The organism is Pseudomonas sp. V88_4 (assembly GCF_029967985.1).
Lineage (GTDB): Bacteria > Pseudomonadota > Gammaproteobacteria > Pseudomonadales > Pseudomonadaceae > Aquipseudomonas > Aquipseudomonas glycinae.
The window spans coordinates 64,985-87,867 of the sequence record NZ_JASCAF010000029.1 but is presented as its reverse complement, the minus strand read 5'-3'; the positions used below and the strand labels follow the sequence as shown (position 1 = coordinate 87,867).

The 22,883-nt window shown below is 62.3% G+C and carries 25 protein-coding genes; 8 read left to right on the top strand and 17 right to left on the bottom strand.

From position 1 onward, the window contains the following. The first annotated feature begins 36 nt into the window (after positions 1 to 36). The 3 genes from QLG12_RS09060 (at position 37) to QLG12_RS09050 (ending at position 1,962) form a co-directional block, all read left to right on the top strand. Entirely contained in the window at positions 37 to 675 is a 639-nt protein-coding gene (locus QLG12_RS09060) for an NAD(P)H-dependent oxidoreductase (RefSeq protein ID WP_085609212.1), read from the top strand. Further along, on the top strand, positions 675 to 980 hold the full coding sequence (locus tag QLG12_RS09055) for a multidrug efflux SMR transporter (protein ID WP_011332220.1): 306 nt from the start codon (positions 675 to 677) through the stop codon (positions 978 to 980). The genes QLG12_RS09060 and QLG12_RS09055 overlap by 1 nt, the downstream gene beginning before the upstream one ends. 91 nt (positions 981 to 1,071) lie before the next feature. After that, positions 1,072 to 1,962 carry a triacylglycerol lipase gene (locus QLG12_RS09050; protein WP_282474343.1) on the top strand — a complete coding sequence of 297 codons (891 nt, stop codon included), beginning with the start codon at positions 1,072 to 1,074 and terminating at the stop codon, positions 1,960 to 1,962. A gap of 120 nt (positions 1,963 to 2,082) precedes the next feature. Here QLG12_RS09050 and QLG12_RS09045 read toward each other — a convergent pair whose 3' ends face one another. Next, on the bottom strand, positions 2,083 to 2,970 hold the full coding sequence (locus tag QLG12_RS09045) for a DMT family transporter (protein WP_108559358.1): 888 nt from the start codon (positions 2,968 to 2,970) through the stop codon (positions 2,083 to 2,085). A gap of 98 nt (positions 2,971 to 3,068) precedes the next feature. On the opposite strand from QLG12_RS09045, the gene QLG12_RS09040 reads away from it, so the two are divergent. From QLG12_RS09040 to QLG12_RS09030, 3 genes are all read left to right on the top strand, one after another. Then, a complete protein-coding gene (locus QLG12_RS09040; protein ID WP_108563637.1) occupies positions 3,069 to 3,863 on the top strand; it encodes a helix-turn-helix transcriptional regulator in 795 nt (264 codons plus the stop codon). A gap of 63 nt (positions 3,864 to 3,926) precedes the next feature. Next, positions 3,927 to 4,232, top strand: coding sequence for a PsiF family protein (locus QLG12_RS09035; protein ID WP_282474342.1), 306 nt, complete (start codon positions 3,927 to 3,929; stop codon positions 4,230 to 4,232). A 331-nt stretch (positions 4,233 to 4,563) separates the two neighbouring features. Then, on the top strand, positions 4,564 to 5,577 hold the full coding sequence (locus QLG12_RS09030; RefSeq protein WP_011332225.1) for an AI-2E family transporter: 1,014 nt from the start codon (positions 4,564 to 4,566) through the stop codon (positions 5,575 to 5,577). 109 nt (positions 5,578 to 5,686) lie between these two features. Here QLG12_RS09030 and QLG12_RS09025 read toward each other — a convergent pair whose 3' ends face one another. After that, complete coding sequence (locus QLG12_RS09025) at positions 5,687 to 6,955, bottom strand: Hsp70 family protein (protein WP_197869894.1); 1,269 nt, start codon at positions 6,953 to 6,955, stop codon at positions 5,687 to 5,689. A 293-nt stretch (positions 6,956 to 7,248) separates the two neighbouring features. On the opposite strand from QLG12_RS09025, the gene QLG12_RS09020 reads away from it, so the two are divergent. Then, positions 7,249 to 8,211 (top strand): DnaJ C-terminal domain-containing protein, encoded by a 963-nt coding sequence (locus tag QLG12_RS09020; protein ID WP_282474341.1) that lies wholly within the window; start codon positions 7,249 to 7,251, stop codon positions 8,209 to 8,211. Positions 8,212 to 8,234: 23 nt separating this feature from the next. Further along, positions 8,235 to 8,540, top strand: coding sequence for a chaperone modulator CbpM (locus tag QLG12_RS09015; protein WP_282474340.1), 306 nt, complete (start codon positions 8,235 to 8,237; stop codon positions 8,538 to 8,540). Positions 8,541 to 8,549: 9 nt separating this feature from the next. Here QLG12_RS09015 and QLG12_RS09010 read toward each other — a convergent pair whose 3' ends face one another. The 15 genes from QLG12_RS09010 to QLG12_RS08940 form a co-directional block, all read right to left on the bottom strand. Beyond that, entirely contained in the window at positions 8,550 to 9,677 is a 1,128-nt protein-coding gene (locus QLG12_RS09010; RefSeq protein WP_282474339.1) for a sensor histidine kinase, read from the bottom strand. A 156-nt stretch (positions 9,678 to 9,833) separates the two neighbouring features. Next, a complete protein-coding gene (gene ureC, locus QLG12_RS09005) occupies positions 9,834 to 11,534 on the bottom strand; it encodes an urease subunit alpha (RefSeq protein ID WP_236194668.1) in 1,701 nt (566 codons plus the stop codon). A gap of 122 nt (positions 11,535 to 11,656) precedes the next feature. After that, positions 11,657 to 11,962 (bottom strand): urease subunit beta, encoded by a 306-nt coding sequence (locus tag QLG12_RS09000; protein WP_282474338.1) that lies wholly within the window; start codon positions 11,960 to 11,962, stop codon positions 11,657 to 11,659. Further along, entirely contained in the window at positions 11,962 to 12,495 is a 534-nt protein-coding gene (locus tag QLG12_RS08995; protein WP_064379148.1) for a GNAT family N-acetyltransferase, read from the bottom strand. Before QLG12_RS08995 ends, QLG12_RS09000 begins: the two co-directional genes overlap by 1 nt. A gap of 5 nt (positions 12,496 to 12,500) precedes the next feature. Beyond that, complete coding sequence (locus QLG12_RS08990; RefSeq protein WP_197869890.1) at positions 12,501 to 13,034, bottom strand: GNAT family N-acetyltransferase; 534 nt, start codon at positions 13,032 to 13,034, stop codon at positions 12,501 to 12,503. A 9-nt stretch (positions 13,035 to 13,043) separates the two neighbouring features. Next, positions 13,044 to 13,346, bottom strand: coding sequence for an urease subunit gamma (gene ureA, locus QLG12_RS08985; RefSeq protein WP_039766748.1), 303 nt, complete (start codon positions 13,344 to 13,346; stop codon positions 13,044 to 13,046). A gap of 33 nt (positions 13,347 to 13,379) precedes the next feature. Then, positions 13,380 to 14,219 (bottom strand): urease accessory protein UreD, encoded by an 840-nt coding sequence (locus tag QLG12_RS08980; protein WP_236194666.1) that lies wholly within the window; start codon positions 14,217 to 14,219, stop codon positions 13,380 to 13,382. 30 nt (positions 14,220 to 14,249) lie between these two features. Continuing rightward, positions 14,250 to 14,948 carry an urea ABC transporter ATP-binding subunit UrtE gene (urtE, locus tag QLG12_RS08975; RefSeq protein ID WP_282474337.1) on the bottom strand — a complete coding sequence of 233 codons (699 nt, stop codon included), beginning with the start codon at positions 14,946 to 14,948 and terminating at the stop codon, positions 14,250 to 14,252. 116 nt (positions 14,949 to 15,064) lie between these two features. Continuing rightward, entirely contained in the window at positions 15,065 to 15,907 is an 843-nt protein-coding gene (urtD, locus tag QLG12_RS08970; RefSeq protein ID WP_170844913.1) for an urea ABC transporter ATP-binding protein UrtD, read from the bottom strand. Between the two features lie 23 nt (positions 15,908 to 15,930). Then, a complete protein-coding gene (gene urtC, locus QLG12_RS08965; protein ID WP_102688366.1) occupies positions 15,931 to 17,010 on the bottom strand; it encodes an urea ABC transporter permease subunit UrtC in 1,080 nt (359 codons plus the stop codon). Further along, entirely contained in the window at positions 17,010 to 18,512 is a 1,503-nt protein-coding gene (gene urtB / locus QLG12_RS08960) for an urea ABC transporter permease subunit UrtB (RefSeq protein ID WP_236194664.1), read from the bottom strand. Before urtB ends, urtC begins: the two co-directional genes overlap by 1 nt. A 159-nt stretch (positions 18,513 to 18,671) precedes the next feature. Next, entirely contained in the window at positions 18,672 to 19,937 is a 1,266-nt protein-coding gene (urtA, locus tag QLG12_RS08955) for an urea ABC transporter substrate-binding protein (RefSeq protein WP_011332239.1), read from the bottom strand. 205 nt (positions 19,938 to 20,142) lie between these two features. Continuing rightward, positions 20,143 to 21,153 (bottom strand): iron ABC transporter permease, encoded by a 1,011-nt coding sequence (locus tag QLG12_RS08950; RefSeq protein WP_129973478.1) that lies wholly within the window; start codon positions 21,151 to 21,153, stop codon positions 20,143 to 20,145. Beyond that, positions 21,150 to 22,097: an ABC transporter substrate-binding protein gene (locus tag QLG12_RS08945; RefSeq protein ID WP_282474336.1), complete on the bottom strand. Its 948-nt coding sequence runs from the start codon at positions 22,095 to 22,097 to the stop codon at positions 21,150 to 21,152. The genes QLG12_RS08950 and QLG12_RS08945 overlap by 4 nt, the downstream gene beginning before the upstream one ends. Beyond that, the gene (locus QLG12_RS08940; RefSeq protein ID WP_282474335.1) at positions 22,094 to 22,882 is read right to left on the bottom strand and encodes an ABC transporter ATP-binding protein; all 789 of its coding nucleotides are present in this window, start codon (positions 22,880 to 22,882) and stop codon (positions 22,094 to 22,096) included. Before QLG12_RS08940 ends, QLG12_RS08945 begins: the two co-directional genes overlap by 4 nt. Position 22,883: the final 1 nt, after the last annotated feature.

The window sequence follows — 22,883 nt, the reverse complement described above, 5'->3', positions numbered from 1 at the left end:
ACACAGTCGCTCAAGTCTAGTCCCAAGGAGATTCAGATGAGCAAGATTCTTGCGATCCATGCCAGCCCTCGCGGTGAACGTTCCCATTCGCGGCGTCTGGCGGAAAGTTTTCTCAGTGCCTGGCAAGTCCGTCATCCACAGGCTCAGGTTACTCGCCGTGAAGTCGGGCGGGCGCTGATTCCGGCAGTGAATGAGGCGTTTGTCGCAGCGGCGTTTTACCCGGAGCCCGAGGCTCGGCCGCTGACGATGCAGGCCGATCTGGCGCTCAGCGATCAACTGGTGGGCGAGTTGTTCGATCACGACCTGCTGCTGATTTCCACGCCGATGTACAACTTCAACGTGCCCAGTGGCCTCAAGGCCTGGGTCGATCAGATCGTGCGGCTGGGCCTGACGTTCGACCATACACTGGACAACGGCATCGCCCAATACACGCCGCTGCTGCACGGCAAGAAGGCGCTGATCGTCACCAGTCGCGGCGGTTTCGGTTTCGGCCCGGGCGGTGAGCTGGAGGCGCTTAACCACGCCGATCCATGGCTGCGCACGGCATTGGGTTTTATCGGCATCAACGACGTTACGGTGGTCGCGGCCGAGGGCGAGGAATCCGCCGAGCGCACCTTCGCGGTGTCGGTGGCCGAGGCCGAGCAGCGCTTGCTCGACCTGGCCCGGGAGTTCTAATGGCCTGGCTGTTTCTGCTGATCGCGGCCGGGTTCGAGGTCACCTTCGCCATGGGCATGAAGTACGCCGAAGGTTTCACCCGGCTCTGGCCGTCGCTGATTACGGTCGTCGCTGCGGTGGGCGGGGTGTACTTCCTGACTCTGGCGATGCGCGAGTTGCCGGTGAGCATCGCTTATCCGATCTGGACCGCCATCGGATCATTGGGCACGGTGTTTCTCGGTTTCGCGCTGCTGGGCGAGAGCCTGACGCTGGTGAAGTTGCTGTCGGTGGGGCTGATTGTGGCGGGGGTGGTGGGGCTGAAGTAGGCTGGTCGTGGAGTTGTCATCATCGAGGAGGATGCTTGGCGGGCGTTTTGCACGCCCTGCATCCACTCACCGACCACAAGGATGTTTGCCCATGGCGCAAGATTCGGCCACACGTTATCCACTGGTGCTGGTGCCGGGAATGCTCGGTTTCATCCGTCTGGTGCTGTACCCGTACTGGTACGGGATCATCAAAGCGTTGCGCCGGGGTGGTGCGACGGTGATTGCGGTGCAGGTGTCGCCGCTCAATTCCACCGAAGTGCGCGGCGAGCAGTTGCTGACGCGCATCGATGAAATCCTGCGTGAGACCGGTGCGGCCAAGGTCAATCTGTTCGGCCATAGCCAGGGTTCGCTGACGGCGCGTTATGCGGCGGCCAAGCGTCCGGATCTGGTGGCCTCAGTCACGTCGGTGGCCGGGCCCAATCACGGTTCGGAACTGGCCGACTATCTGGCCAAACACTATCCGGCGGACAGCGCTCGGGGTCGGATTCTGGAAGCGCTGTTGCGTTTTGTCGGCTGGCTGATGGCGCTTATGGAGACCGGTTATCACGGGCCGAAACTGCCGGTGGATATCCACGCCTCGCACCATTCCCTGACCACCGAAGGCGTGGCGCTGTTCAACCAGCGTTATCCACAAGGCCTGCCGCAAACCTGGGGCGGGCAGGGGGCGGAAGAGGTCAACGGGGTGCGGTATTACTCGTGGTCCGGCACCTTGCAGCCGGGCAAGACCGATCGCGGTGGCAACCTGTTTGACGGCACCAACCGCAGTTGCCGGTTGTTCGCCAAAACCTTCGTGCGCGAGCCGGGGCAGTGCGACGGCATGGTCGGACGCTACAGCTCGCACCTGGGCACGGTCATCGGCGATGACTACCCGATGGATCACTTCGACATCGTCAACCAGTCGCTGGGACTGGTCGGCAAAGGCGCGGACCCGGTGCGGCTGTTCGTCGAGCATGCGGCGCGCCTCAAGGCTGCCGGGGTTTAACCGTCAGACCGCATTATCGTCAATCGCTGGCAAGCCAGCTCCCACAGTGATTCGGACGTTCACAAGATGTATGTACGACCCCAGCCCTGTGGGAGCTGGCTTGCCAGCGAAGGCGCCCTATCAGGCAACGCTGACGCGGCGGCCGAGGACGGTGGTCCAGCGCTCGGAAAGAATCACTCCGCCCAAGGTCAGCAAGCCACCGACCAGGTGATACATCGCCAGTTGTTCCTTCAGTACCACCGCGGCAATCAGCGCGGTGATCAACGGCAGCAGGTTGAAGAACAGCGTGGTCCGGCTCGGGCCCAGGCGCTGCACGGCCTGCATCCAGGCCAGCGGCGCGAGCATCGAGGCCAGCAGGCACGCGTACAGCACCAGCGGTATGTTCTGCAGAGTCAGGCCGGTTTTCGGCGACATGGCGTACAGCGGAAACAGCACCACCACCGCCACCAGCACCTGCAAATACAGCAACACCAGCGGCGGCAGGCGCAGCTGCCATTTTTTCAGCAGGGTGCTGTAGATGGCGTAGGCGAGGGTGGCGATCAGCATCATCGCGTCACCCAGGTTCACCCCGTGTTGCAGCAATGCGCCGAGGCTGCCGGACGACACCACCACCAGCACACCGGCGAACGACAGCACCGCACCGACCAGCGCACCGGCGGTCAGGCGCTGGCCGAGGCTGATGATCGCCATGGCCAGCGACATCAACGGCATCAGCGACAGGATGATGCCCATGTTGGTGGCGCTGGTCAGGGTCGCGGCGAAGTAGGCCAGGCTCTGATAGACCGCCATGCCGAGCACGCCGAGGATGAAAATCTTGCCGAGGTTCGGGCGGATCTGCGGCCAGTGCGCGATCACCTTCTTGAGCATGAACGGCGTGAACAGCAGGCCGGCGAGCAGCCAGCGGTAAAAGCCGATTTCGGCGGGAAAGATCGCACCGACCGCAAGTTTGTTGATCACGGTGTTGCCGGCCCAGATGAAAATCGCCAGCAGGGGAAACGCGTATTGCATGGGAGCAGAAACCAGTACGTTGATGAACGGTGATTATCCGCTGTCTGGATGCAGGCCTATACTGCGAACCGGACAACCCGCCCCTGATTCCGGACAGCATGAACAGTAAACACATCGATCTGCTGGATTTCAGCGAACTGCCGTCGGCGGTGTATTTCCGTTATGCCGACTTCAACGCTCACGAATACGCCGCGCCGCATCGCCATCCATGGGGCACGCTGGAATACGCGGCCCACGGCGTGCTGCACATGGATGTCGACGGCAGCCGTTTCATGTCGCCGCCGCAATACGCGGTTTGGGTGCCGCCGCAGGTCGAGCACAGTTTCTACAGTCATCAGCCGGTCAATTATCGGGCGGTGTGCCTGGCGCCGGATGTGTGTTCCGATTTGCCGGCGCAGGCCTGCACTTTGGCGATCAGCGACATTCTCAAGGCGATCCTCAAGGACTTCGCCGCCCGCGATGTGAAGATCCCCGCGCTGGAAGCCGACCAGCGCCTGGCCCAGGTGCTGGTGGATCAATTGCGCCAGGCCCCGGTTCATCAATGCTATTTGCCTTACGCCAGCAGCCCCGGTTTGCTGACCATTCTCGAAACCCTGCAGGCCGAGCCCGGCAACAATCAGCCGCTGGCGCACTGGGCGGCGCAGGTGCATGTCAGCGAGCGCACCCTGGCCCGGCAATTCGTGCGGGAGCTGGGGATGAGTTTCGGTGAGTGGCGTCAGCGCCTGCGCTATCTCGCCGCCATCGAGGCGCTGGAATCTGCGCGCAGCGTGCAGGAAATCGCCTTCGATCTCGGCTACAGCAGCGGCTCGGCCTTCATCGCCATGTTTGCCCGGCAGGCCGGGTGTACGCCGGAACAATACCGGCGCAGTCACCTTGAGGCCAGGAAGGTGTAACAAGCTTTGACTACACTCCAGCAGAGGCCACCTCCATCGAGGCGGCGCCAAGGAGAAAACTCCATGAAGATGCTGCGTGTCCCTTTGTTGATGATCGGTCTGCTGCTGTGCTCCCAGGGTTTCGCCGCCACGGCGCAACAGAACAAGATGACCACCTGCAACGCCGACGCCACGGCCAAGAGCCTCAAGGGCGACGAGCGCAAAGCCTTCATGAGCACCTGCCTCAAGGCAACGCCGGCGGCCAACGACGCCAAGGCCCTGACCCCGCAGCAGGAAAAGATGAAAACCTGTAATGCCGATGCCAAGACCAAAGCCCTGACCGGTGATGCGCGCAAGACGTTCATGAGTGATTGTCTGAAGAAAAAATAAAGCGGGTTTGAGTGGTGACCGGCAGATGTGTCCGGCTTGGGATCCAGGCCCTCACCCTAACCCTCTCCCAGAGGGAGAGGGGACTGACCGCGTTGTTTCCAGACATTCTTCGACCTGAAACATCCGGTCGATTATGGATTCGATACAGAGCTTTCAGGTCGCCGGATCACCCGAGCATCCCGCAATCAGTTCCCTCTCCCTCCGGGAGAGGGCTAGGGTGAGGGGTGGGCCGCAAGTCAGACACCAAACCCCAAACACCGCATATCCCTAGTGCTCCTCTCGGATCGCTGGCAGACTGCCAATCCTTTTACGCCGTTCGTTTTGAGGCTGTATGCCAACGTTTTCTGAGCGTCATGTTGTGTTCTGGGTCAGTTGCATCATCATTTTCGGCGGTCTGTTGCTGGTGTTGCCATTGCGTTTGCTGCCCAGTCTGCTGGCCGGGTTGCTGGTGTTCGAACTGGTCAACATGCTCACCCCACAACTGCAGCGGCTGATCGAAGGCCGCCGCGCGCGCTGGCTGGCGGTGGCATTGCTGGGCACGCTGGTGGTAAGTGTGCTGACGCTGATCTTCGCTGGCGCCATCAGTTTCCTGCTGCATGAGGCGGAAAACCCTGGCGCCTCCCTCGACAAATTCATGGGCGTGGTCGACCGTGCGCGTGGACAGTTGCCGCCGTTCATCGACGCCTACCTGCCGGCCAGCGCTGCCGAATTCCGGGTGGCCATCGGTGAATGGGCGAGCAAGCATTTGTCCGAACTGCAACTGGTGGGCAAAGACGCGGCGCACATGTTCGTGACCTTGCTGATCGGCATGGTGCTGGGCGCGATCATCGCCTTGCAGCGTGTGCCGGACGTCACCAAGCGCAAACCGCTGGCGGCCGCACTGTTCGACCGTCTGCACCTGCTGGTTCAGGCGTTTCGCAACATTGTGTTCGCGCAGATCAAGATTTCCCTGCTCAACACCTTTTTCACCGGGATCTTCCTGGCGGTGGTCCTGCCGCTGTTCGGGATCAAGCTGCCGCTGACCAAGACCCTGATCGTGCTGACCTTTCTGCTCGGTCTGCTGCCGGTGATTGGCAATCTGATGTCGAACACCCTGATCACTATCGTCGGCCTGTCGCTGTCGATCTGGGTGGCGATTGCGGCGTTGGGTTACCTGATCTTTATCCACAAGCTGGAATACTTCCTCAACGCGCGCATCGTCGGCGGGCAGATCAGTGCCAAGTCCTGGGAGTTGCTGCTGGCAATGCTGGTGTTCGAGGCCGCGTTCGGCCTGCCGGGAGTGGTGGCGGGGCCGATCTATTACGCGTATCTGAAGAGTGAGTTGAAGCTGGGCGGGATGGTTTAAAAGCAGCTGCGAGTTTTGAGCTGCAAGCCGCAAGAAAAAGGCAAGAGCGGTGGTCGCTCTTGCCCTTTGCTTTTACTTGTAGCTTGAAGCTTGCAACTTGAGGCTGGCGTTAAACGCCATAGCGTTTCATGGCCTCGATCGCCAGGCCGCTACCGATGCTGCCAAAGATATTCCCTTCCACATGCCGCGCGTTCGGCAGCATCGCCGAGACGCTGTTGCGCAGTGCCGGAATGCCGCTCGAACCACCGGTGAAGAACACCGTATCGACCTGACCCACCGCCACATTGGCGTCGGCCAACAATTGGGTGACGCTGCCGCGCACGCGCTCGAGCTGCGACTCGATGGCCGATTCGAACAACGCCCGGGTCAGTTCCACGCTCAGGCCCGACTCGATGCGATCCAGCGGCACGTGGCGACTGTCGTTGTGGGTCAGGTGGATCTTGGTTTCTTCCACTTCCATCGCCAGCCAGTGCCCGGCGCGCTGTTCGATCAGTTTGAACAGACGGTCGATGCCGCCCGTGTCTTCGATGTCGTAACGCATGCTGCCCAGAGCCAGGGTCGATTTCTGCGAGTACACCGAGTTGATGGTGTGCCAGGTCGCCAGGTTCATGTGGTGGCTGGTCGGCATGAACGCGCCGCTTTTCATGCGGCTGCCGTAGCCGAACAGCGGCATCAGGCCTTGCAGGCTCAACTGTTTGTCGAAGTCGGTCCCGCCGATGTGCACGCCGCCGGTGGCGAGGATGTCGTCGTGACGGTTATCCACACCGCGACGCTCGGGCGACAGGCGCACCAGTGAGAAGTCCGACGTACCACCGCCGATGTCGACGATCAGCACCAGTTCTTCCTTTTCGATGGTCGACTCGTAGTCGAAGGCTGCGGCAATCGGCTCGTACTGGAACGACACGTCCTTGAAACCGAGTTTGCGTGCCACTTCCACCAGGGTGTCTTCGGCTTCCTGGTCGGCCAGCGGATCGTCGTCGACGAAGAACACCGGGCGGCCCAGCACCACCTGCTCGAACTCCCGACCGGCGGCGGCTTCGGCGCGGCTCTTGAGCTGGCCGATGAACAGCCCGAGCAGGTCCTTGAACGGCATTGCGGTGCCGAGAACGCTGGTGTCGTGCTTGATCAGCTTGGAACCCAGCAGGCTCTTGAGCGAGCGCATCAGTCGGCCTTCGTAGCCTTCCAGGTACTCGTGCAGCGCCAGACGGCCGTAAACCGGACGGCGCTCTTCGATATTGAAAAAGACCACCGATGGCAGGGTGATCTTGTCGTCTTCCAGCGCGATCATCGTTTCCATGCCGGGGCGCAGCCAGCCGACAGTGGAGTTGGACGTGCCGAAGTCGATGCCGCAGGCACGGGCTGGAGAGGCGTCTTTCATGGTCTTTCGGTTCCGGTCAAAAAAACGGCCGCGCAGTGTATGTCAGTGCGCGACAGATTCGAAGGCCGGTCATCTGCTATTTCACGGCTAAGCTTGCTTGAAACTCGGCGGTTTGCCCCAAACTTGCTGGCATGGGCCGGCAGACATACCGGCGGTCGCAAGAACCGCCGTCCACTGCCGATAAACTTCTGCTGCGCCACCCGGTCACAAACTTGAGATCGGTCAACCCGGCACGCGCGAATCGGCGCATGCTGGGATCGGCGCGAAATCGATAACGGATGGTGATTCCTTCGATGGACTTCAAAGACTATTACAAGATACTCGGCGTGGAGCCGACGGCTGACGACAAGGCAATCAAGGCTGCCTATCGCAAGCTGGCGCGCAAATACCACCCCGATGTCAGCAAGGAAAAGGACGCCGAGGCCAAGTTCAAGGACGCCTCGGAAGCCTACGAAGCGCTGAAAAGCGCCGACAAGCGCGCCGAATACGACGAACTGCGTCGTTATGGTCAGCACGGCCAGCCGTTTCAGGGCCCGCCGGGCTGGCAGAGCCGTGGCGGCTTTGGCGGCGGCGGTGGCGGTGGCGGTGGCGACACCGGTGACTTCTCGGACTTCTTCAGTTCGATCTTCGGCAATCGCGGCCCCGGTTTCGGTGGCGGCGCTGGCCGGCAATCCCGCAGCGCCGGACGGCGAGGGCAAGACGTGGAACTGGAACTGCCGATCTTTCTGGAGGAGACGCTTTCGAACGAGTCGAAGAAGATCAGCTTCCAGGTCCCGCAATACAACGCTTCGGGCCAGCACGTCAGCAACACCAGCAAGAGCCTGAACGTGAAAATCCCCGCTGGCGTGACCGACGGCGAGCGCATCCGCCTCAAGGGTCAGGGCGCACCGGGCATCGGTGGCGGTGCCAATGGCGATCTGTACCTGACCATCCGTTTCGCGCCGCACCCGAAATTCGACGTTGAAGGCGAAAACCTGATCATCACCTTGCCGCTGGCACCGTGGGAGCTGGCGCTGGGCGCCGAAGTGGCCGTGCCGACCCTCACCGGCAAGATCAACCTGAAGGTTCCGGCCGGCAGCCAGAACGGCCAGCGCATGCGTGCCAAGGGCCATGGTCTGCAGAACAAGGCGGGCGAGCGCGGTTATCTGTTCGTCCAGCTCAAGGCTGTCATGCCGAAAGCCAACGGCGATGACGTCAAGGCGCTGTGGCAGGAACTGGCGAAGAAGGCCGCCTTCAATCCGCGAGAGAACTTCTGATACCGACGACGGAGTAGCCCATCATGAGCAACCCCCTGATCGTTCAACTGGACATGGCAGAATTCTGTGAGGCGGCCGACCTGTCGGACGTCTACGTGATCGAAATCGTCGAACACGGCATCCTCGAACCTCATGGCGCGCAGCCCCGGGAATGGCGCTTCACCGACTACGAACTGGCCCTGGCCAAACGCGCCGCCAAGCTGCGGCGCGACCTGGAGCTGGAATGGGAAGGCGTCGCCCTGGCGCTGGACCTGCTGGAAGAAGTGCAGGAGCTGCGGGCCGAGAACCGGATGCTCAGGCAGCGCCTGGCGCGGCTGGTGGTCGAATAGTTTCTCTGCTTAAACCTGTCGGGGCAGCATCACGCTGAACAGCGTGCCGTCGGCTGCGCTTGAGCTGACTTCGATCGTCCCGCCATGGGCGGTCACCACTTCCTTGACGATGAACAGGCCCAGGCCCAGGCTGGTCGACGGCTGGCCGAGTTCTTCGTCGGCGCTGCGTACCAAGGGGTCGAAAATGGTGCCGATGGCCTCTTCGGAAATGGACGGGCCGTAATTGTGCACGGTCAGAAGCACCTGACTGGCTTGTCCCTTCAACGTCACGATCACTTCGCGCGGATCAGAGCCATGCTGCAAGGCATTGCCGATCAGGTTCTGCAGCAGTTGATCGATCCGACCGGCGTCCCAGACACCACGGGTGTCGCCCTCGGTGTTCAATGTCGGGTCACTGTCCGGATTGCCGGCGCACGCTTCGGCTATGGCTGCTCGCGCCGCGTCGGCCAGGTCCATTGGCGCCGGTTCGATCGGCAGGCTTCTGCCCAGGCGGCTGCGCACCAGTTCCAGCAGGTCGCTGACCATGGCCGCCATGTGCCGCGCGCCCTGCTTGATGTTCAGCGCACAAGTCAGCGCATCGCCTTCCAGCGTGGTTTTGCGCATCAGCAACTCGGTGGACATGCTCACCGCTTGCAGGGGAGCGCGCAGGTCATGGCCGAGAATGGCGAGAAAGATGTCCCGTGAGCGGTTGACCTGTTCGGCATAGGCGGCGGTCGATTCGGCCAGGGCTTCGTCGATGGCTTCGTTGAAGCGGATCATGTCCTGGAAGCAGGTGGTGTCCGGTAATTCGATATGCTCGACCCAGCGTCGAATCACCACGGCGCGCAGGTGGCGAAACTCCGAGGTCATCTGCACCAGATCGAAACCGACGGTGTGGCGCAGCTCGCCATGGCTGGCTCCGGCTTCATCCAGGCTCGGACTTTTCTCCGGGCCTTCGCCCTTGGCCTTGGCGACCTGTTCGTCGCGGCTTTGCGGTTTGCTCATGTCGCGAGCGGCGGCCCGCAGGATGGCGCTGGCGTGATCGCGCAGACCGGCCGAGTCCAGATAGTCGGCGGCCGGGGTAATGGTAGCGGCAAACTTTTCCCATTCATCGACGATTGCGTCGATATTGGCCAGGATGAACTCGGAAAGACACATGGGCAGTTCCTGAATAAAGGCGACAGCGAATCGAATATTAGTCCCTTTGGCGAGAAATACACGACCCATTGCCCAGTGGTTTTCCAGCATCACGAAAAAGGCCCCGAGACCGTGCGTCAGACAGGTACTCGGGGCCTTTTTTGCGTTTGTCGGTTGTCAGAACAGGAAGTAACGCTGCGCCATCGGCAGGGTTTCGGCCGGTTCACACCAGAGCAGTACGCCATCGGCCTTGACCTGATAGGTCTGCGGGTCGACGTCGATGTTCGGCAGATAGTCGTTATGGATCAGGTCGGTTTTCTGCACCTCGCGGCAACCTTTGACCACGGCGATTTTCTTCTTCAGGCCTAACGCTTCGGGCAGTCCCGACGCCTGCGCCGCCTGGCTGATGAAGGTCAGGCTGGTGGCGTGCAGCGAGCCACCGTAACTGGCGAACATCGGGCGGTAGTGCACCGGTTGCGGGGTCGGGATCGAGGCGTTGGCGTCGCCCATCAGGCTGGCGGCGATGGCGCCGCCCTTGAGGATCAGCGTCGGTTTCACGCCGAAGAACGCCGGGCGCCAGAGCACCAGGTCGGCCCACTTGCCGACTTCCACCGAACCCACTTCATGGCTGATGCCATGGGTGATCGCCGGGTTGATCGTGTACTTGGCGATGTAGCGTTTGGCGCGGAAGTTGTCGTTGCCTTCGCCGTCCTGAGGCAGCGGGCCGCGCTGCTTTTTCATCTTGTCGGCGGTCTGCCAGGTGCGGGTGATGACTTCGCCGACGCGGCCCATGGCCTGGCTGTCGGAACTGATCATCGAAAACGCGCCGAGGTCGTGGAGGATGTCTTCGGCGGCAATGGTTTCGCGGCGGATGCGGCTTTCGGCGAACGCCACGTCTTCGGCAATGCTCGGGTCGAGGTGGTGGCAGACCATCAGCATGTCGAGGTGTTCGTCGATGGTGTTGCGGGTGAACGGCCGGGTCGGGTTGGTCGAGCTCGGCAGCACGTTGGCGAAACCGCAGGCCTTGATGATGTCCGGCGCATGGCCGCCACCGGCGCCCTCGGTGTGGTAAGTATGGATGGTGCGGCCCTTGAACGCGCCGAGGGTGGTTTCGACGAAACCGGACTCGTTGAGGGTGTCGGTGTGGATCGCCACTTGCACGTCGTACTGGTCGGCGACGCTCAGGCAGTTGTCGATGCTCGCCGGGGTGGTGCCCCAGTCTTCGTGCAGCTTGAGGCCGATAGCGCCGGCCTTGACCTGTTCGATCAGCGGCTCCGGCAGGCTGGCGTTGCCCTTGCCGGTGAGGCCGATGTTCATCGGGAACGCGTCGGCGGCCTGGAGCATCCGCGCCAGGTGCCACGGCCCCGAAGTGCAGGTCGTTGCATTGGTGCCGGTGGCCGGCCCGGTGCCGCCGCCGATCATGGTGGTGACACCGCTCATCAGCGCTTCTTCGATCTGTTGCGGGCAGATGAAGTGGATGTGGGTGTCGATGCCGCCGGCGGTGAGGATCATGCCTTCACCGGCGATCACTTCGCTGCTGGCGCCGATGGCGATCGTCACGCCGGGCTGGACGTCCGGGTTGCCGGCCTTGCCGATGGCGGCGATGCGCCCGTCCTTGAGGCCGACGTCGGCCTTGACGATGCCCCAGTGGTCGATGATCAGCGCGTTGGTGATGACGGTGTCGACCACTTCGGCCGCCAGCAACTGGCTCTGGCCCTGGCCGTCGCGGATCACTTTGCCGCCGCCGAATTTCACTTCTTCACCGTAGGTGGTGAAGTCCTGTTCGACTTCGATCCACAGCTCGGTGTCGGCCAGGCGCACCTTGTCGCCGACGGTGGGGCCGAACATGTCGGCGTAGGCTTGACGGCTTAGTTTCATTTCCTCGTTCCTCGGAACTGAGCTGCAAGCTTCAAGCTGCGAGCTTCAAGTAAAAGCAAAAGTGTGAGCGCCACGAAACTGCCTTTTACTTGCAGCTCGCGGCTTGCAGCTCTGAGCTGCTTTCAGAGGTCACCCATGACCCGCCCGGCAAACCCGAACACCCGCCGGTGCCCGACGTAATCCACCAGCTCTACCTCACGGCTCTGGCCCGGTTCGAAGCGCACCGCGGTGCCCGCGGGAATGTTCAGGCGCATGCCACGGCTGGCGGCGCGGTCGAAGGTCAGGGCGTCGTTGGTCTCGAAAAAATGGTAGTGCGAGCCGACCTGGATCGGTCGGTCGCCGCTGTTCGCCACTTTCAGGCTGACGGTGCGGCGACCGACGTTGAGTTCGATGTCGCCGGGCTGGATTTTGTACTCGCCGGGAATCATCAGTTCGCTCCTTGCAGGACTTTGTAATAGAGGGCCGTCGGGCGATAGGTGCCGTTCGGGTCGCAGGCGTAGTCGGGGATTTCCCCGGCGCGGGTGTAACCCAAAGCCTTGTAGAAATCTTCGGCGGGGGAGCCGGCCTCGGTGTCGAGGTAAAGCATGCCACGCTTGTATTGGCGGGCTGCCAGCTCAAGCGCTTGCATCAACTGCTGGCCGAGGCCGCGCCGCCGGGCGTGTTCGCGCACCAGCAGTTTCTGCACCTCGGCGCGGTTCAGGCCGTTGGCCTTCTGGCACAGGCTCAACTGCACGCTGGCCTGCACCTGTTCGTCCTTGACCACCACCCACAGCAAGACGCTGCCCTTGTTCAGGTTGTCCTGCACTTCATCGAAATAGGCGCGGGCCTGGGTGGCATCGAGGTCGGCCATGAAGCCGACGCTGGCGCCATACCCCACGGCGTCGAGCAGCAGGTCGATCAGGCCCTGACGATAGTGCGCAAAACTTTCGGCATTGACGCGTCGCAGTTGGGCGGGGTTCATCGGTGTCACTCCTTGTTGGCGGGCGGTGGCTCCGCGCCAGGATTGAGGGTCAGTTGCATGAAGGTCAGGTCGAGCCAACGGCCGAACTTGGTGCCGACTTGCGGCATCTGCCCGGTGGTGATGAAACCGGCGCGTTCGTGCAAGCGAATCGACGCGGCGTTGCCGCTTTCGATGGCGGCGACCATGACGTGCTTGCCGCAGGTTTTCGCGCGTTCGATCAACGCGGTCATCAGTTGCGGGCCGAGGCCGTTGCCGCGCTGGTCGCTGCGCACATAGACCGAGTGCTCGACGGTGTGGCGGAAACCGTCGAACGGCCGCCAGTCGCCGAACGAAGCGTAGCCGAGGGTGGTGTTGTCGGCGTTGACGATCACCAGGATCGGATAGCCCTGGGCCTGGCGTGCGCTGAACCACGCCTGACGGTTGCCGAGGTCGACGGCGGATTCGTTCCAGATTGCCGTGGTGTTGAGCACGGCGTCGTTGTAGATGTCGCGGATCGCCGGCAGGTCAGCGTGCAGGGCATCGCGGATGGTGTAGGTCATGGCACGGCCTCAGACGATCGGTTGGTGGACGGTGACCAGTTTGGTGCCGTCGGGAAACGTCGCTTCGACCTGGATCTCCGGGATCATTTCCGGGATGCCTTCCATCACCTGATCGCGGGTCAGCAGGGTGGTGCCGTAGTGCATCAGCTCGGCCACGGTCTGGCCGTCACGGGCGCCTTCGAGCAGCGCCGCCGAGATGTAGGCCATGGCTTCCGGGTAGTTCAGTTTCACGCCTCGGGCCAGTCGCCGCTCGGCAACGAGGCCGGCGGTGAAGATCAGCAGCTTGTCTTTTTCGCGTGGGGTCAGGTCCATCGTTTGAAATCCATTGTCGGCAGTTGAAGAAAATCAGGTGTTCCAGATTCGGGGGGGCAGGGCTTCGCGGCCAAGCAGCGCAGGCCTGAGCAATCGCCACAGATCGATCAGCCACGCCCGCGCCAGCAACGCTTCACTGGCCAGGCAACGGGCGACCAAAAGTCCGGGAAGTTGCGTCAGATCCCCACGCACGTCGTGGTTTAGCGAGCGGCAGCGTTCCAGCAATTCAGCATCGATCTCACCGGTCACCAGCAAGGTCGCAAACACCGGATTGCCATCCAGCCCGATCGGCGAATCCAGCAAGCCGTCAGCGCCAACGATGCGCTGGCGCTCATGCCACAACAACCGGCCATCACGGCGAATATCCAGATGTGCCTGGAAATGCCCGAGGTCGAAACGCTCGCCACTGGCCGGCCGCCCGAGGGCTACCACGTCCCAGTAGAACAGCCGCGCATCGCCTTCAAGCTCAATCGAGGTCGAGAGTTCCGCCTGGGCGGCGCTGTAGACGATGGTTTCCTGAGGCAGCCATTCCAGTGTCGCGCCATCAGCGACATGCAGGTTCAGTGACTGATAAGCGGGCCCCGCCGCGCGATACCACTTGGCTGCGCCGGGGCTGGTGATCTGTGCCCAGGCGTCTTGTTCGACGCGAGCGCTGATGTCGAGCCGGTCACCGCCGGCAATCCCGCCTGGCGGGTGGACGATGATGTGCTGGCAGACCTCGGGCCCTTCGGCGTACAGATGCTTTTGCACCCGCAACGGACCGAGGTGGCGACGACGGGTAGGGCGCGTGCAATCGCCGAAGCGGGCATAGGCCAGCTCAAGCTCGGCACGCCAGCTCGGGGTAAACAGGGCAGTCGCTAAAGGTAAGTTCATGTTTTCTGATTATCGTTAGGACGCTACAGGTTAGATCGTAACCAGTCCGCGCACACCCTCGCTTTCCATATTTTCTCCACGGCCCTGCTGCACGATCTCGCCCCGGGACATCACCAGGTACTGATCGGCCAGTTCGGCGGCGAAATCGTAAAACTGCTCCACCAGCAGAATCGCCATGTCACCACGGGCCGCGAGCTTCTTGATCACCGCGCCGATTTCCTTGATTACCGACGGCTGGATGCCTTCGGTGGGTTCGTCGAGGATCAGCAACCGTGGACGGCTGGCCAGTGCGCGGCCAATCGCAAGCTGCTGTTGCTGACCGCCGGACAGGTCGCCGCCGCGCCGCTGTTTCATTTGCAGCAGCACCGGGAACAACTCGTAGATGAACGCCGGAACCTCTTTGGCTTCGCTGCCGGGGAAACGCGACAGGCCCATCAGCAGATTCTCTTCCACGGTCAGCCGGCCGAAAATCTCCCGACCCTGGGGCACATAGGCGATCCCGGCGTGCACCCGTTGATGCGGCTTGTACGTGGTGATCGGTTGGCCTTCCCAGTTCACCGCGCCTTCCTTGGCCGGTAGCAGGCCCATCAGGCATTTGAGCAGCGTGGTCTTGCCCACGCCGTTACGGCCGAGCAGGCAGGTCACTTCGCCGACCTTCACGTCAAAGCTCAGGCCGCGCAGGATGTGGCTACCGCCGTAGTACTGATGAAGTTTTTGGACCTGTAGCATCGGAACTCCGTTAGTTGGGCTTCAAGCGACAAGCTTCAAGCTGCAAGTTAAAGCGGGAGGGTGGATGGCTTTGTTTTTTCTTGCCGCTTGAAACTTGCGGCTTGAAGCCGGCCGATTCACCTTCCTAAATAGACTTCGATAACTCGCTCGTTGTCCTGCACCTGTTCCAGTGATCCCTCGGCCAGCACGCTGCCCTGATGCAACACGGTGACGTGGTCGGCAATCGAGCCGACGAAGCCCATGTCGTGTTCCACCACCATCAGCGAATGCTTGCCCGCCAGCGATTTGAACAGCTCGGCGGTGAATTCGGTTTCGGCGTCGGTCATGCCCGCCACCGGTTCATCGAGCAGCAGCAGTTGCGGGTCCTGCATCAGCAACATGCCGATTTCCAGAAACTGTTTCTGCCCGTGGGACAGCAGCCCGGCCGGGCGATTGACCGAGGTGGTCAGGCGAATGGTGTCGAGCACTTCGCTGATCCGGTCTTTCTGCTCGCCGCTCAACTTCGCCCGCAGGCTGGCCCACACCGACTTGTCGGTTTTCTGCGCCAGCTCCAGGTTCTCGAACACGCTCAGCGCCTCGAACACCGTCGGTTTCTGGAACTTGCGACCGATGCCGGCCTGGGCGATCTGCACTTCGCTCATCTGCGTCAGGTCGAGGGTTTCGCCGAACCACGCCTTGCCGTGGCTCGGCCGGGTCTTGCCGGTGATCACATCCATCAGCGTGGTCTTGCCTGCGCCGTTGGGGCCGATGATGCAGCGCAGTTCGCCGACGCCGATGTACAGGTTCAGATTGTTCAGCGCCCGGAAGCCGTCGAAGCTGACGCTGATGTCTTCCAGCGTCAGGATTGTGCCGTGGCGGGTGTCGAGGCCCGGACCGACGCGTTGCCCGAGGCCGATCGAATCGCGGCTGGTGCCTTCGTCCTTGTTCGGTTCCACCGGGAAAAACGCCGGTTCCAGCATGAATTCAGCGCTCGCCGTGACTCTCATGATTCACCTCGTTTCTTCAGCAGACCGATCACGCCTTTGGGCAGGTACAACGTCACGACGATGAACAGCGCGCCGAGGAAGAACAGCCAATATTCGGGGAAGGCCACGGTGAACCAGCTCTTCATGCCGTTGACCACGCCGGCGCCGAGCAGCGGGCCGATCAGGGTGCCGCGCCCGCCAAGGGCCACCCACACGGCGGCTTCGATCGAGTTGGTCGGCGACATTTCGCTCGGGTTGATGATCCCCACCTGCGGCACGTACAGCGCACCGGCCAGGCCACACAACACCGCACTCAACACCCAGACGAACAGCTTGAAACCGCGCGGATCGTAGCCGCAGAACATCAAGCGGTTCTCTGCATCGCGCAACGCGGTCAGTACCCGGCCGAACTTGCTACGGGCCAGGCGCCAGCCGATGAACAGGCTCGCCACCAGCAACAGCACCGTCGCCAGAAACAGCACCGCGCGCGTGCCGGGCTCGGTGATGCCGAAACCGAGGATCGTGCGGAAATTGGTAAAGCCGTTGTTGCCGCCGAAGCCGGTCTCGTTGCGGAAAAACAGCAACATCCCGGCGAAGGTCAGGGCCTGGGTCATGATCGAGAAATACACGCCCTTGATCCGCGAACGGAAGGCGAAGAAGCCGAACACCAGCGCCAGCAACCCCGGCGCCAGCACCACCAGGCACATCGCCCAGAGGAAGCTGCCGGTGCCGCTCCAGTACCACGGCAACTCGGTCCACGACAGGAAGGTCATGAACGCCGGCAGACCATCACCGGCGGCCTGACGCATCAGGTACATGCCCATCGCATAACCGCCGAGGGCGAAGAACAGACCGTGACCCAGCGACAAGAGACCTGCGTAACCCCAGACCAGATCCAGTGCCAGGGCGACGATGGCGTAGCAGAGAATCTTGCCGACCAGTGTCAGGGTGTAAGCCGAGACATGCAGCGCACTGTCTGCCGGCAACAGCGACAGCAGCGGCAGGGCGATCAGCAAGGCGAGCACCACCGCGCCGATGGCGAGGGTGACTTTCGGGCCGGCCTTTTGTGTGGCCGTGACTAGTAGAGGCTGGTTCATCAGTCGATCACCCGTCCTTTCAGTGCGAAGAGGCCTTGCGGACGTTTCTGGATGAACAGAATGATCAGCGCGAGGATCAGGATCTTGCCGAGCACCGCACCGATCTGCGGTTCGAGAATCTTGTTGGCGATGCCCAGGCCGAACGCAGCGAACACGCTGCCGGCCAGTTGCCCGACGCCGCCGAGCACCACCACCAGGAACGAGTCGATGATGTAGCTCTGGCCGAGGTCCGGGCCGACGTTGCCGATCTGGCTCAGCGCCACGCCACCGAGCCCGGCGATACCCGAGCCGAGGCCGAAGGCGAGCATGTCTACACGCCCGGTCGGCACGCCGCAGCAGGCGGCCATGTTGCGGTTCTGGGTGACGGCGCGCACGTTCAGACCGAGGCGGGTCTTGTTCAGCAGCAACCAGGTCAGCACCACCACAAACAACGCAAAAGCGATGATCACGATGCGGTTGTACGGCAGCACCAGATTCGGCAGCACCTGAATCCCGCCGGACAGCCACGCCGGGTTCGCCACTTCCACGTTCTGCGCACCGAACACCAGACGCACCAGCTGAATCAGCATCAGGCTGATGCCCCAGGTGGCGAGCAGGGTTTCCAGTGGGCGGCCGTAGAGGTGACGAATCACCGTGCGCTCCAGGGCCATGCCGATGGCGGCGGTGACGAAGAACGCCACCGGCAGCGCAATCAGTGGATAGAACTCGATGGCCTGCGGGGCGTAGCGCTGGAACATCAACTGCACGACGTAGGTCGAGTAGGCGCCGAGCATCAGCATCTCGCCGTGGGCCATGTTGATCACGCCGAGCAGGCCGAAGGTGATTGCCAGGCCGAGTGCCGCGAGCAGCAGAATCGAACCGAGGGACATGCCGCTGAATGCCTGACCGAGCAGTTCGCCGACCAGCAGTTTGCGCTTGACCTGAGCGAGGCTGGTTTCGGCGGCGGTGCGCACGTTGGCATCGGTTTCGACACCGGGTTCGAGCAGGCCTTCAAGGCGGGTACGGGCCAGCGGGTCGCCGGTTTCACCGAGCAGACGCACGGCCGCGAGGCGCACTGCCGGGTCAGTGTCGACCAGTTGCAGATTGGCCAGTGCCAGGCTCAGGGCGGCGTGGACGCTTTCGTCTGTTTCGCCAGCCAGTTGCTGGTCGAGGAATTTCAGCTGCGCCGGTTTGGCGCTTTTCTGCAATTGCTGCGCGGCAGTCAGACGGGTTTTGGCGTCGGCGGCGAGCAATTGGTGGCTGGCCAGTGCGGTGTCGATCAGACCCCGCAGGCGGTTGTTCAGGCGCAGGGTCTTGGGTTGGCCGTCGACGGTCAGCTCGCCTTGTTGCAGGGCGTTGATCAGTTCGACACGCGCCGGATCGGGCTGCGCAGCCCAGGCTTCTAGCAGTTTGGCCTGTTGCATCGGGTTGGCGGCGACGAAGTCTTCCGCATCCCCGGCATGGACGGCCATCGGTAGCAAAAGTGCGATGGCCAGGATCAAGCGGTAAAGGGCAGTGGGCATAGAGAGTCGCCTTGCTTGGATTTTGTGGGAGCTGGCTTGCCAGCGATGCAGGCGACTCGGTGCATCTGTTGGACCGAGGTGATGCCATCGCTGGCAAGCCAGCTCCCACAGGATCGGTGTCAGGCTCAAGCCCTGTGCTCAAGCCTGACATCCAATGGCTCAGTTGCTCTTCACCGCATATTCCGGCTTCTTGTCATTACCCGGAATGAACGGGCTCCAAGGCTGCGCCCGAATCGGCCCCTCGGTCTGCCACACCACGTTGAACTGACCGTCGCTCTGGATCTCGCCGATCATCACCGGTTTGTGCAGGTGGTGATTGGTCTTGTCCATAGTCAGGGTGTAGCCGGACGGCGCGGCGAAGGTCTGGCCGCCCAGGGCTTCGCGGACCTTGTCGACGTCGGTGGATTTGGCTTTCTCCGCCGCCTGCGCCCACATGTGGATGCCTACGTAAGTGGCCTCCATCGGGTCGTTGGTCACTGCTTTGTCGGCGCCCGGCAGGTTGTGTTTCTTCGCGTAGGCTTTCCAGTCATCGACGAACTTCTTGTTCACTGGGTTCTCCACCGACTCGAAGTAGTTCCACGCCGCGAGGTTGCCCACCAGCGGCTTGGTGTCGATGCCACGCAGTTCTTCCTCGCCCACCGAGAACGCCACCACCGGTACGTCGGTGGCCTTCAGGCCCTGGTTGGCCAGCTCTTTGTAGAACGGCACGTTGGAGTCGCCGTTGACGGTGGAGATCACAGCGGTCTTGCCGCCGGCCGAGAATTTTTTGATGTTGGCGACGATGGTTTGATAGTCGCTGTGGCCGAACGGGGTGTAGACCTCTTCGATGTCTTTATCCGCGACGCCTTTGGAGTGCAGGAACGAACGCAGGATCTTGTTGGTGGTGCGCGGGTAGACGTAGTCGGTGCCGAGCAGGAAGTAGCGCTTGGCGCTGCCGCCTTCTTCGCTCATCAGGTATTCAACCGCCGGGATCGCTTGCTGGTTGGGCGCAGCACCGGTGTAGAACACGTTCGGCGACATCTCTTCGCCTTCGTACTGCACCGGGTAGAACAGCAGGCCGTTGAGTTCTTCGAACACCGGCAGCACCGATTTGCGCGATACCGAGGTCCAGCAGCCGAACACCACCGCGACCTTGTCCTGAGTCAGCAACTGGCGGCCCTTTTCCGCGAACAGCGGCCAGTTCGACGCCGGGTCGACCACCACCGGTTCAAGCATCTTGCCGTTCACCCCGCCCTTGGCGTTGATCTCGTCGATGGTCATCAACGCCATGTCCTTGAGCGACGTTTCGGAGATCGCCATGGTGCCGGACAACGAATGCAGAATCCCGACCTTGATGGTCTCGGCGGCCTGTACGGTCCAGGTCATGCCCATCGCGGCAATGGATGCCGTGAGTGTGAAAGCCTTGATCAAACTGCGACGCTTCATTGTGCGATCTCCATGAACGTTAAAGTTTTTTATGGTTGGCAGATGCGAACGACTGATGGCTGTTTTGCAAGGGCTGTGCCCGGTCGGGTTTGGGCAGGGAAATGTCGGTTTAGAGCGGTCGCGCGCGGAGACGGCGCACCATGAGGGGACGTGTTGCATGCAAAGGTGCAACGGGGTGCGCCAGATTGGGGCGCACTCCGAGGATTCAGCGGCGACGCATCAGGCCGATGAAGAACAGGCCACCGAGGGCCGCGGTAGCAACGCCGATGGGCAGGTCTTCAGGGGCGATCAGTGTGCGTGCGGCGACATCCACCCAGACGAGGAAAACGCTGCCGAGCAACACGCACACCGGCAACAGACGCCGATGCTCGGCACCGATCAGGCGCCGGGCAATGTGCGGCACCATCAGCCCGACAAAGCCGATGGAGCCGCTGATCGACACCAGCACCCCGGTCATCAGCGAGGCGATCACGAATACCCGCAGACGCACCGCCCGGGCATTCAGGCCAAGAGTGACGGCGGTCTGTTCGCCGGCCATCAAGGCGTTCAGTGGTCGGGCCATGCCGATCAACAGAATCAACCCGAGCAACACGCTCAGTGCCGGCACCGCCAACAACTCCCAGCGCGCCAGACCAAGGCCACCGAGCATCCAGAACATCACCGCCGAGCTGGCCCGGTGATCGCCCATGAATAGCAGCAGATTGGCGATCGCCATCATCACGAACGACACTGCCACGCCGCACAGCAGCAGACGATCACTGTCCAGCCGGCCCTGACGGTTGGCGATGCCCAGCACCAGAAACATGCTCAACAACGCGCCGATGAACGCGGCGATCGGCAAGGTCAGCAGGCCTACGATCTCGCCGACGTGCAGCACCACAATCACTGCGCCGAGGGTGGCGCCAGAGGTGACGCCGAGCAAGTGCGGATCGGCCAGCGGATTGCGCGTCACCGCTTGCAGCACCGCGCCGATCAGCGCCAGCCCGGCGCCGACCAACGCACCGAGCAACATGCGCGGCACGCGGATCAGCCAGACGATGTGTTCCTGGCCGGCGCTCCAGTCCGGCACGCCGAGGCCGAACAGCTTGTGCAGCAGAATCCGCCACACCACGTCCACCGGCACCCGCGCCGGGCCGAAACCCAGCGACACCACACACGACACCAGCAGCACGGCACCGAGGGCGATCAGCAGCAGCGCATAGCGACGATCGATCATTCGCCGTGGAACCCTTTGGCCAGGGTTTCAACCGCCAGCACGTTGTCGATCCCCGGCGTGGCCTGTACGTAAGGGATGACGATGAAGCGCTGGTTCTTGATCGCGTCCACCGATTGCAGCGCCTTGTTCTTCAGCAGGAATTCAATCTTCTGCTCGGCGGTGATTTCGCTGTAGTCGACGATGACGATCACCTGCGGATTGCGCTCGACCACGGTTTCCCAGTTGACCCGGGTCCAGCTCGCTTCGACATCATCGAGAACGTTGCGCCCGCCAGCGGCGTCGATCAGCGCTTGCGGCATGCCGAGGCGGCCAGAGGTCATGGCGCGGTCTTCGCCACTGTCGTACAGGAACACCCGTGGCTTTTCGGCGGGCAGGTTTTTGCGGACTTCGGCGACCTGATTTTGCATGTCGGCGATCAGCGCGTTGGCGCGATCCTGCACGTCGAAGATCTTGCCGAGGTTGCGCAGGTCGTTGTAAGTGTCGTCCAGCGTGGCGGCCGGGCGTTTCATCACGAAGGCGCAGGATTCGGTCAGTTCATAGACGTTGATGCCCAGCGGTTGCAGGGTCTGCGGCGTGAGATCACCGCCGACGCGCATGCCGTAATCCCAGCCGGCGAAGAAGAAATCGACGTTGGCGTTGAGCAGGGTTTCCACCGACGGGTACTTGGCCGCCAGTTCCGGCAAACCGTCGAGCAGCGACTGCATTTCAGGCGTCACCGATTTCCAGCCACTGACGCCGCTATAGCCGGCCATCTTCGATTTGAGACCGAGGGCGAGCATCATCTGGGTCATGTTGATGTCGTGACTGACCGCGTGTCTCGGTGCTTGCTTGAAGGTCACTTCGCGGTTGCAGCTCTGGATCGTCAGCGGGTACTTCGTGGCCTCGGCAAAGGCTTGGGTGGTGCCCAGCAACAGAGCGAGGCAAAGCAGGGAGCGCACAGTCATGGTCGGGTTATCCAGGTGATTCGCGGGTAGCCGTGAAGGGGGTGGGAATCGATCAATGCTTCGACGCCGAACACGTCGCGCAGCAGTTCGCAGGTCAGGACTTGTTGCGGCGTGCCGCTGGCGACGATGCGACCGTGGTTGATCACATACAACCGGTCGCAGAACGCGGCAGCCAGGTTCAGGTCGTGGATGCTCGCCAACGTGCCGATCTGCAAGCGCTTGACCAGTTGCAGCAGCTCCAGCTGATAGCGCGGGTCGAGGTGGTTGGTCGGCTCGTCGAGGATCAGCAGTTGCGGTTGCTGGGTCAGGGCCCGGGCGAGGATCACCCGCTGTTTTTCACCCCCCGACAGCGTGGCGAATGCGTGGTCTTCGAAGCCATCGAGGCCCACGGATTTGAGGGCCTGAGTGGCGAGATTGCGATCTTCCAGCGTGTCGCCGTCGAACAGGCCTTTGTGCGGCGTGCGGCCCATGGCGACCACTTCTTCGACGGTCAGGCCGAAGGCGTCGGGGAACTCCTGCAAGACCACGGCGATGCGTTGTGCGCACCAGCGTGAGGATTGCTTCCAGACGTTGTGGTGCCCGAGTTTGACCTCACCGTGTTCCGGCTGGCTGAAGCGGTAGGCACAGCGCAACAGAGTGGTCTTGCCGCTGCCATTGGGCCCGATCAGCCCGACGAACTCACCGGCGGCCACTTGCAACGAGGCGTCACGCAGATGGAACTGGTGATGGCAGTGGCCGTGGCCCAGGGGGGACCAGGCGAGATCGGTGAGGGACAGTGAGCTCATT

Bases quoted from the DNA above. Each gene is read 5' to 3' on its own strand.
- QLG12_RS08940 (WP_282474335.1), bottom strand. From the start codon at position 22,882: ATGAGCTCACTGTCCCTCACCGATCTCGCCTGGTCCCCCCTGGGCCAC.
- ureA (WP_039766748.1), bottom strand. From the start codon at position 13,346: ATGGACCTGACCCCACGCGAAAAAGACAAGCTGCTGATCTTCACCGCC.
- urtE (WP_282474337.1), bottom strand. From the start codon at position 14,948: ATGCTACAGGTCCAAAAACTTCATCAGTACTACGGCGGTAGCCACATC.
- ureC (WP_236194668.1), bottom strand. From the start codon at position 11,534: ATGAAACTAAGCCGTCAAGCCTACGCCGACATGTTCGGCCCCACCGTC.
- QLG12_RS08945 (WP_282474336.1), bottom strand. From the start codon at position 22,097: ATGACTGTGCGCTCCCTGCTTTGCCTCGCTCTGTTGCTGGGCACCACC.
- QLG12_RS09010 (WP_282474339.1), bottom strand. From the start codon at position 9,677: ATGTGTCTTTCCGAGTTCATCCTGGCCAATATCGACGCAATCGTCGAT.
- QLG12_RS09060 (WP_085609212.1), top strand. From the start codon at position 37: ATGAGCAAGATTCTTGCGATCCATGCCAGCCCTCGCGGTGAACGTTCC.
- urtA (WP_011332239.1), bottom strand. From the start codon at position 19,937: ATGAAGCGTCGCAGTTTGATCAAGGCTTTCACACTCACGGCATCCATT.
- QLG12_RS09025 (WP_197869894.1), bottom strand. From the start codon at position 6,955: ATGAAAGACGCCTCTCCAGCCCGTGCCTGCGGCATCGACTTCGGCACG.
- QLG12_RS09040 (WP_108563637.1), top strand. From the start codon at position 3,069: ATGAACAGTAAACACATCGATCTGCTGGATTTCAGCGAACTGCCGTCG.
- QLG12_RS08980 (WP_236194666.1), bottom strand. From the start codon at position 14,219: ATGAACTTACCTTTAGCGACTGCCCTGTTTACCCCGAGCTGGCGTGCC.
- QLG12_RS09050 (WP_282474343.1), top strand. From the start codon at position 1,072: ATGGCGCAAGATTCGGCCACACGTTATCCACTGGTGCTGGTGCCGGGA.
- QLG12_RS08990 (WP_197869890.1), bottom strand. From the start codon at position 13,034: ATGACCTACACCATCCGCGATGCCCTGCACGCTGACCTGCCGGCGATC.
- urtB (WP_236194664.1), bottom strand. From the start codon at position 18,512: ATGCCCACTGCCCTTTACCGCTTGATCCTGGCCATCGCACTTTTGCTA.
- urtD (WP_170844913.1), bottom strand. From the start codon at position 15,907: ATGCTGGAACCGGCGTTTTTCCCGGTGGAACCGAACAAGGACGAAGGC.
- QLG12_RS08950 (WP_129973478.1), bottom strand. From the start codon at position 21,153: ATGATCGATCGTCGCTATGCGCTGCTGCTGATCGCCCTCGGTGCCGTG.
- QLG12_RS09055 (WP_011332220.1), top strand. From the start codon at position 675: ATGGCCTGGCTGTTTCTGCTGATCGCGGCCGGGTTCGAGGTCACCTTC.
- QLG12_RS09020 (WP_282474341.1), top strand. From the start codon at position 7,249: ATGGACTTCAAAGACTATTACAAGATACTCGGCGTGGAGCCGACGGCT.
- QLG12_RS09045 (WP_108559358.1), bottom strand. From the start codon at position 2,970: ATGCAATACGCGTTTCCCCTGCTGGCGATTTTCATCTGGGCCGGCAAC.
- QLG12_RS08995 (WP_064379148.1), bottom strand. From the start codon at position 12,495: ATGAACCCCGCCCAACTGCGACGCGTCAATGCCGAAAGTTTTGCGCAC.
- QLG12_RS09000 (WP_282474338.1), bottom strand. From the start codon at position 11,962: ATGATTCCCGGCGAGTACAAAATCCAGCCCGGCGACATCGAACTCAAC.
- QLG12_RS09035 (WP_282474342.1), top strand. From the start codon at position 3,927: ATGAAGATGCTGCGTGTCCCTTTGTTGATGATCGGTCTGCTGCTGTGC.
- urtC (WP_102688366.1), bottom strand. From the start codon at position 17,010: ATGAACCAGCCTCTACTAGTCACGGCCACACAAAAGGCCGGCCCGAAA.
- QLG12_RS09030 (WP_011332225.1), top strand. From the start codon at position 4,564: ATGCCAACGTTTTCTGAGCGTCATGTTGTGTTCTGGGTCAGTTGCATC.
- QLG12_RS09015 (WP_282474340.1), top strand. From the start codon at position 8,235: ATGAGCAACCCCCTGATCGTTCAACTGGACATGGCAGAATTCTGTGAG.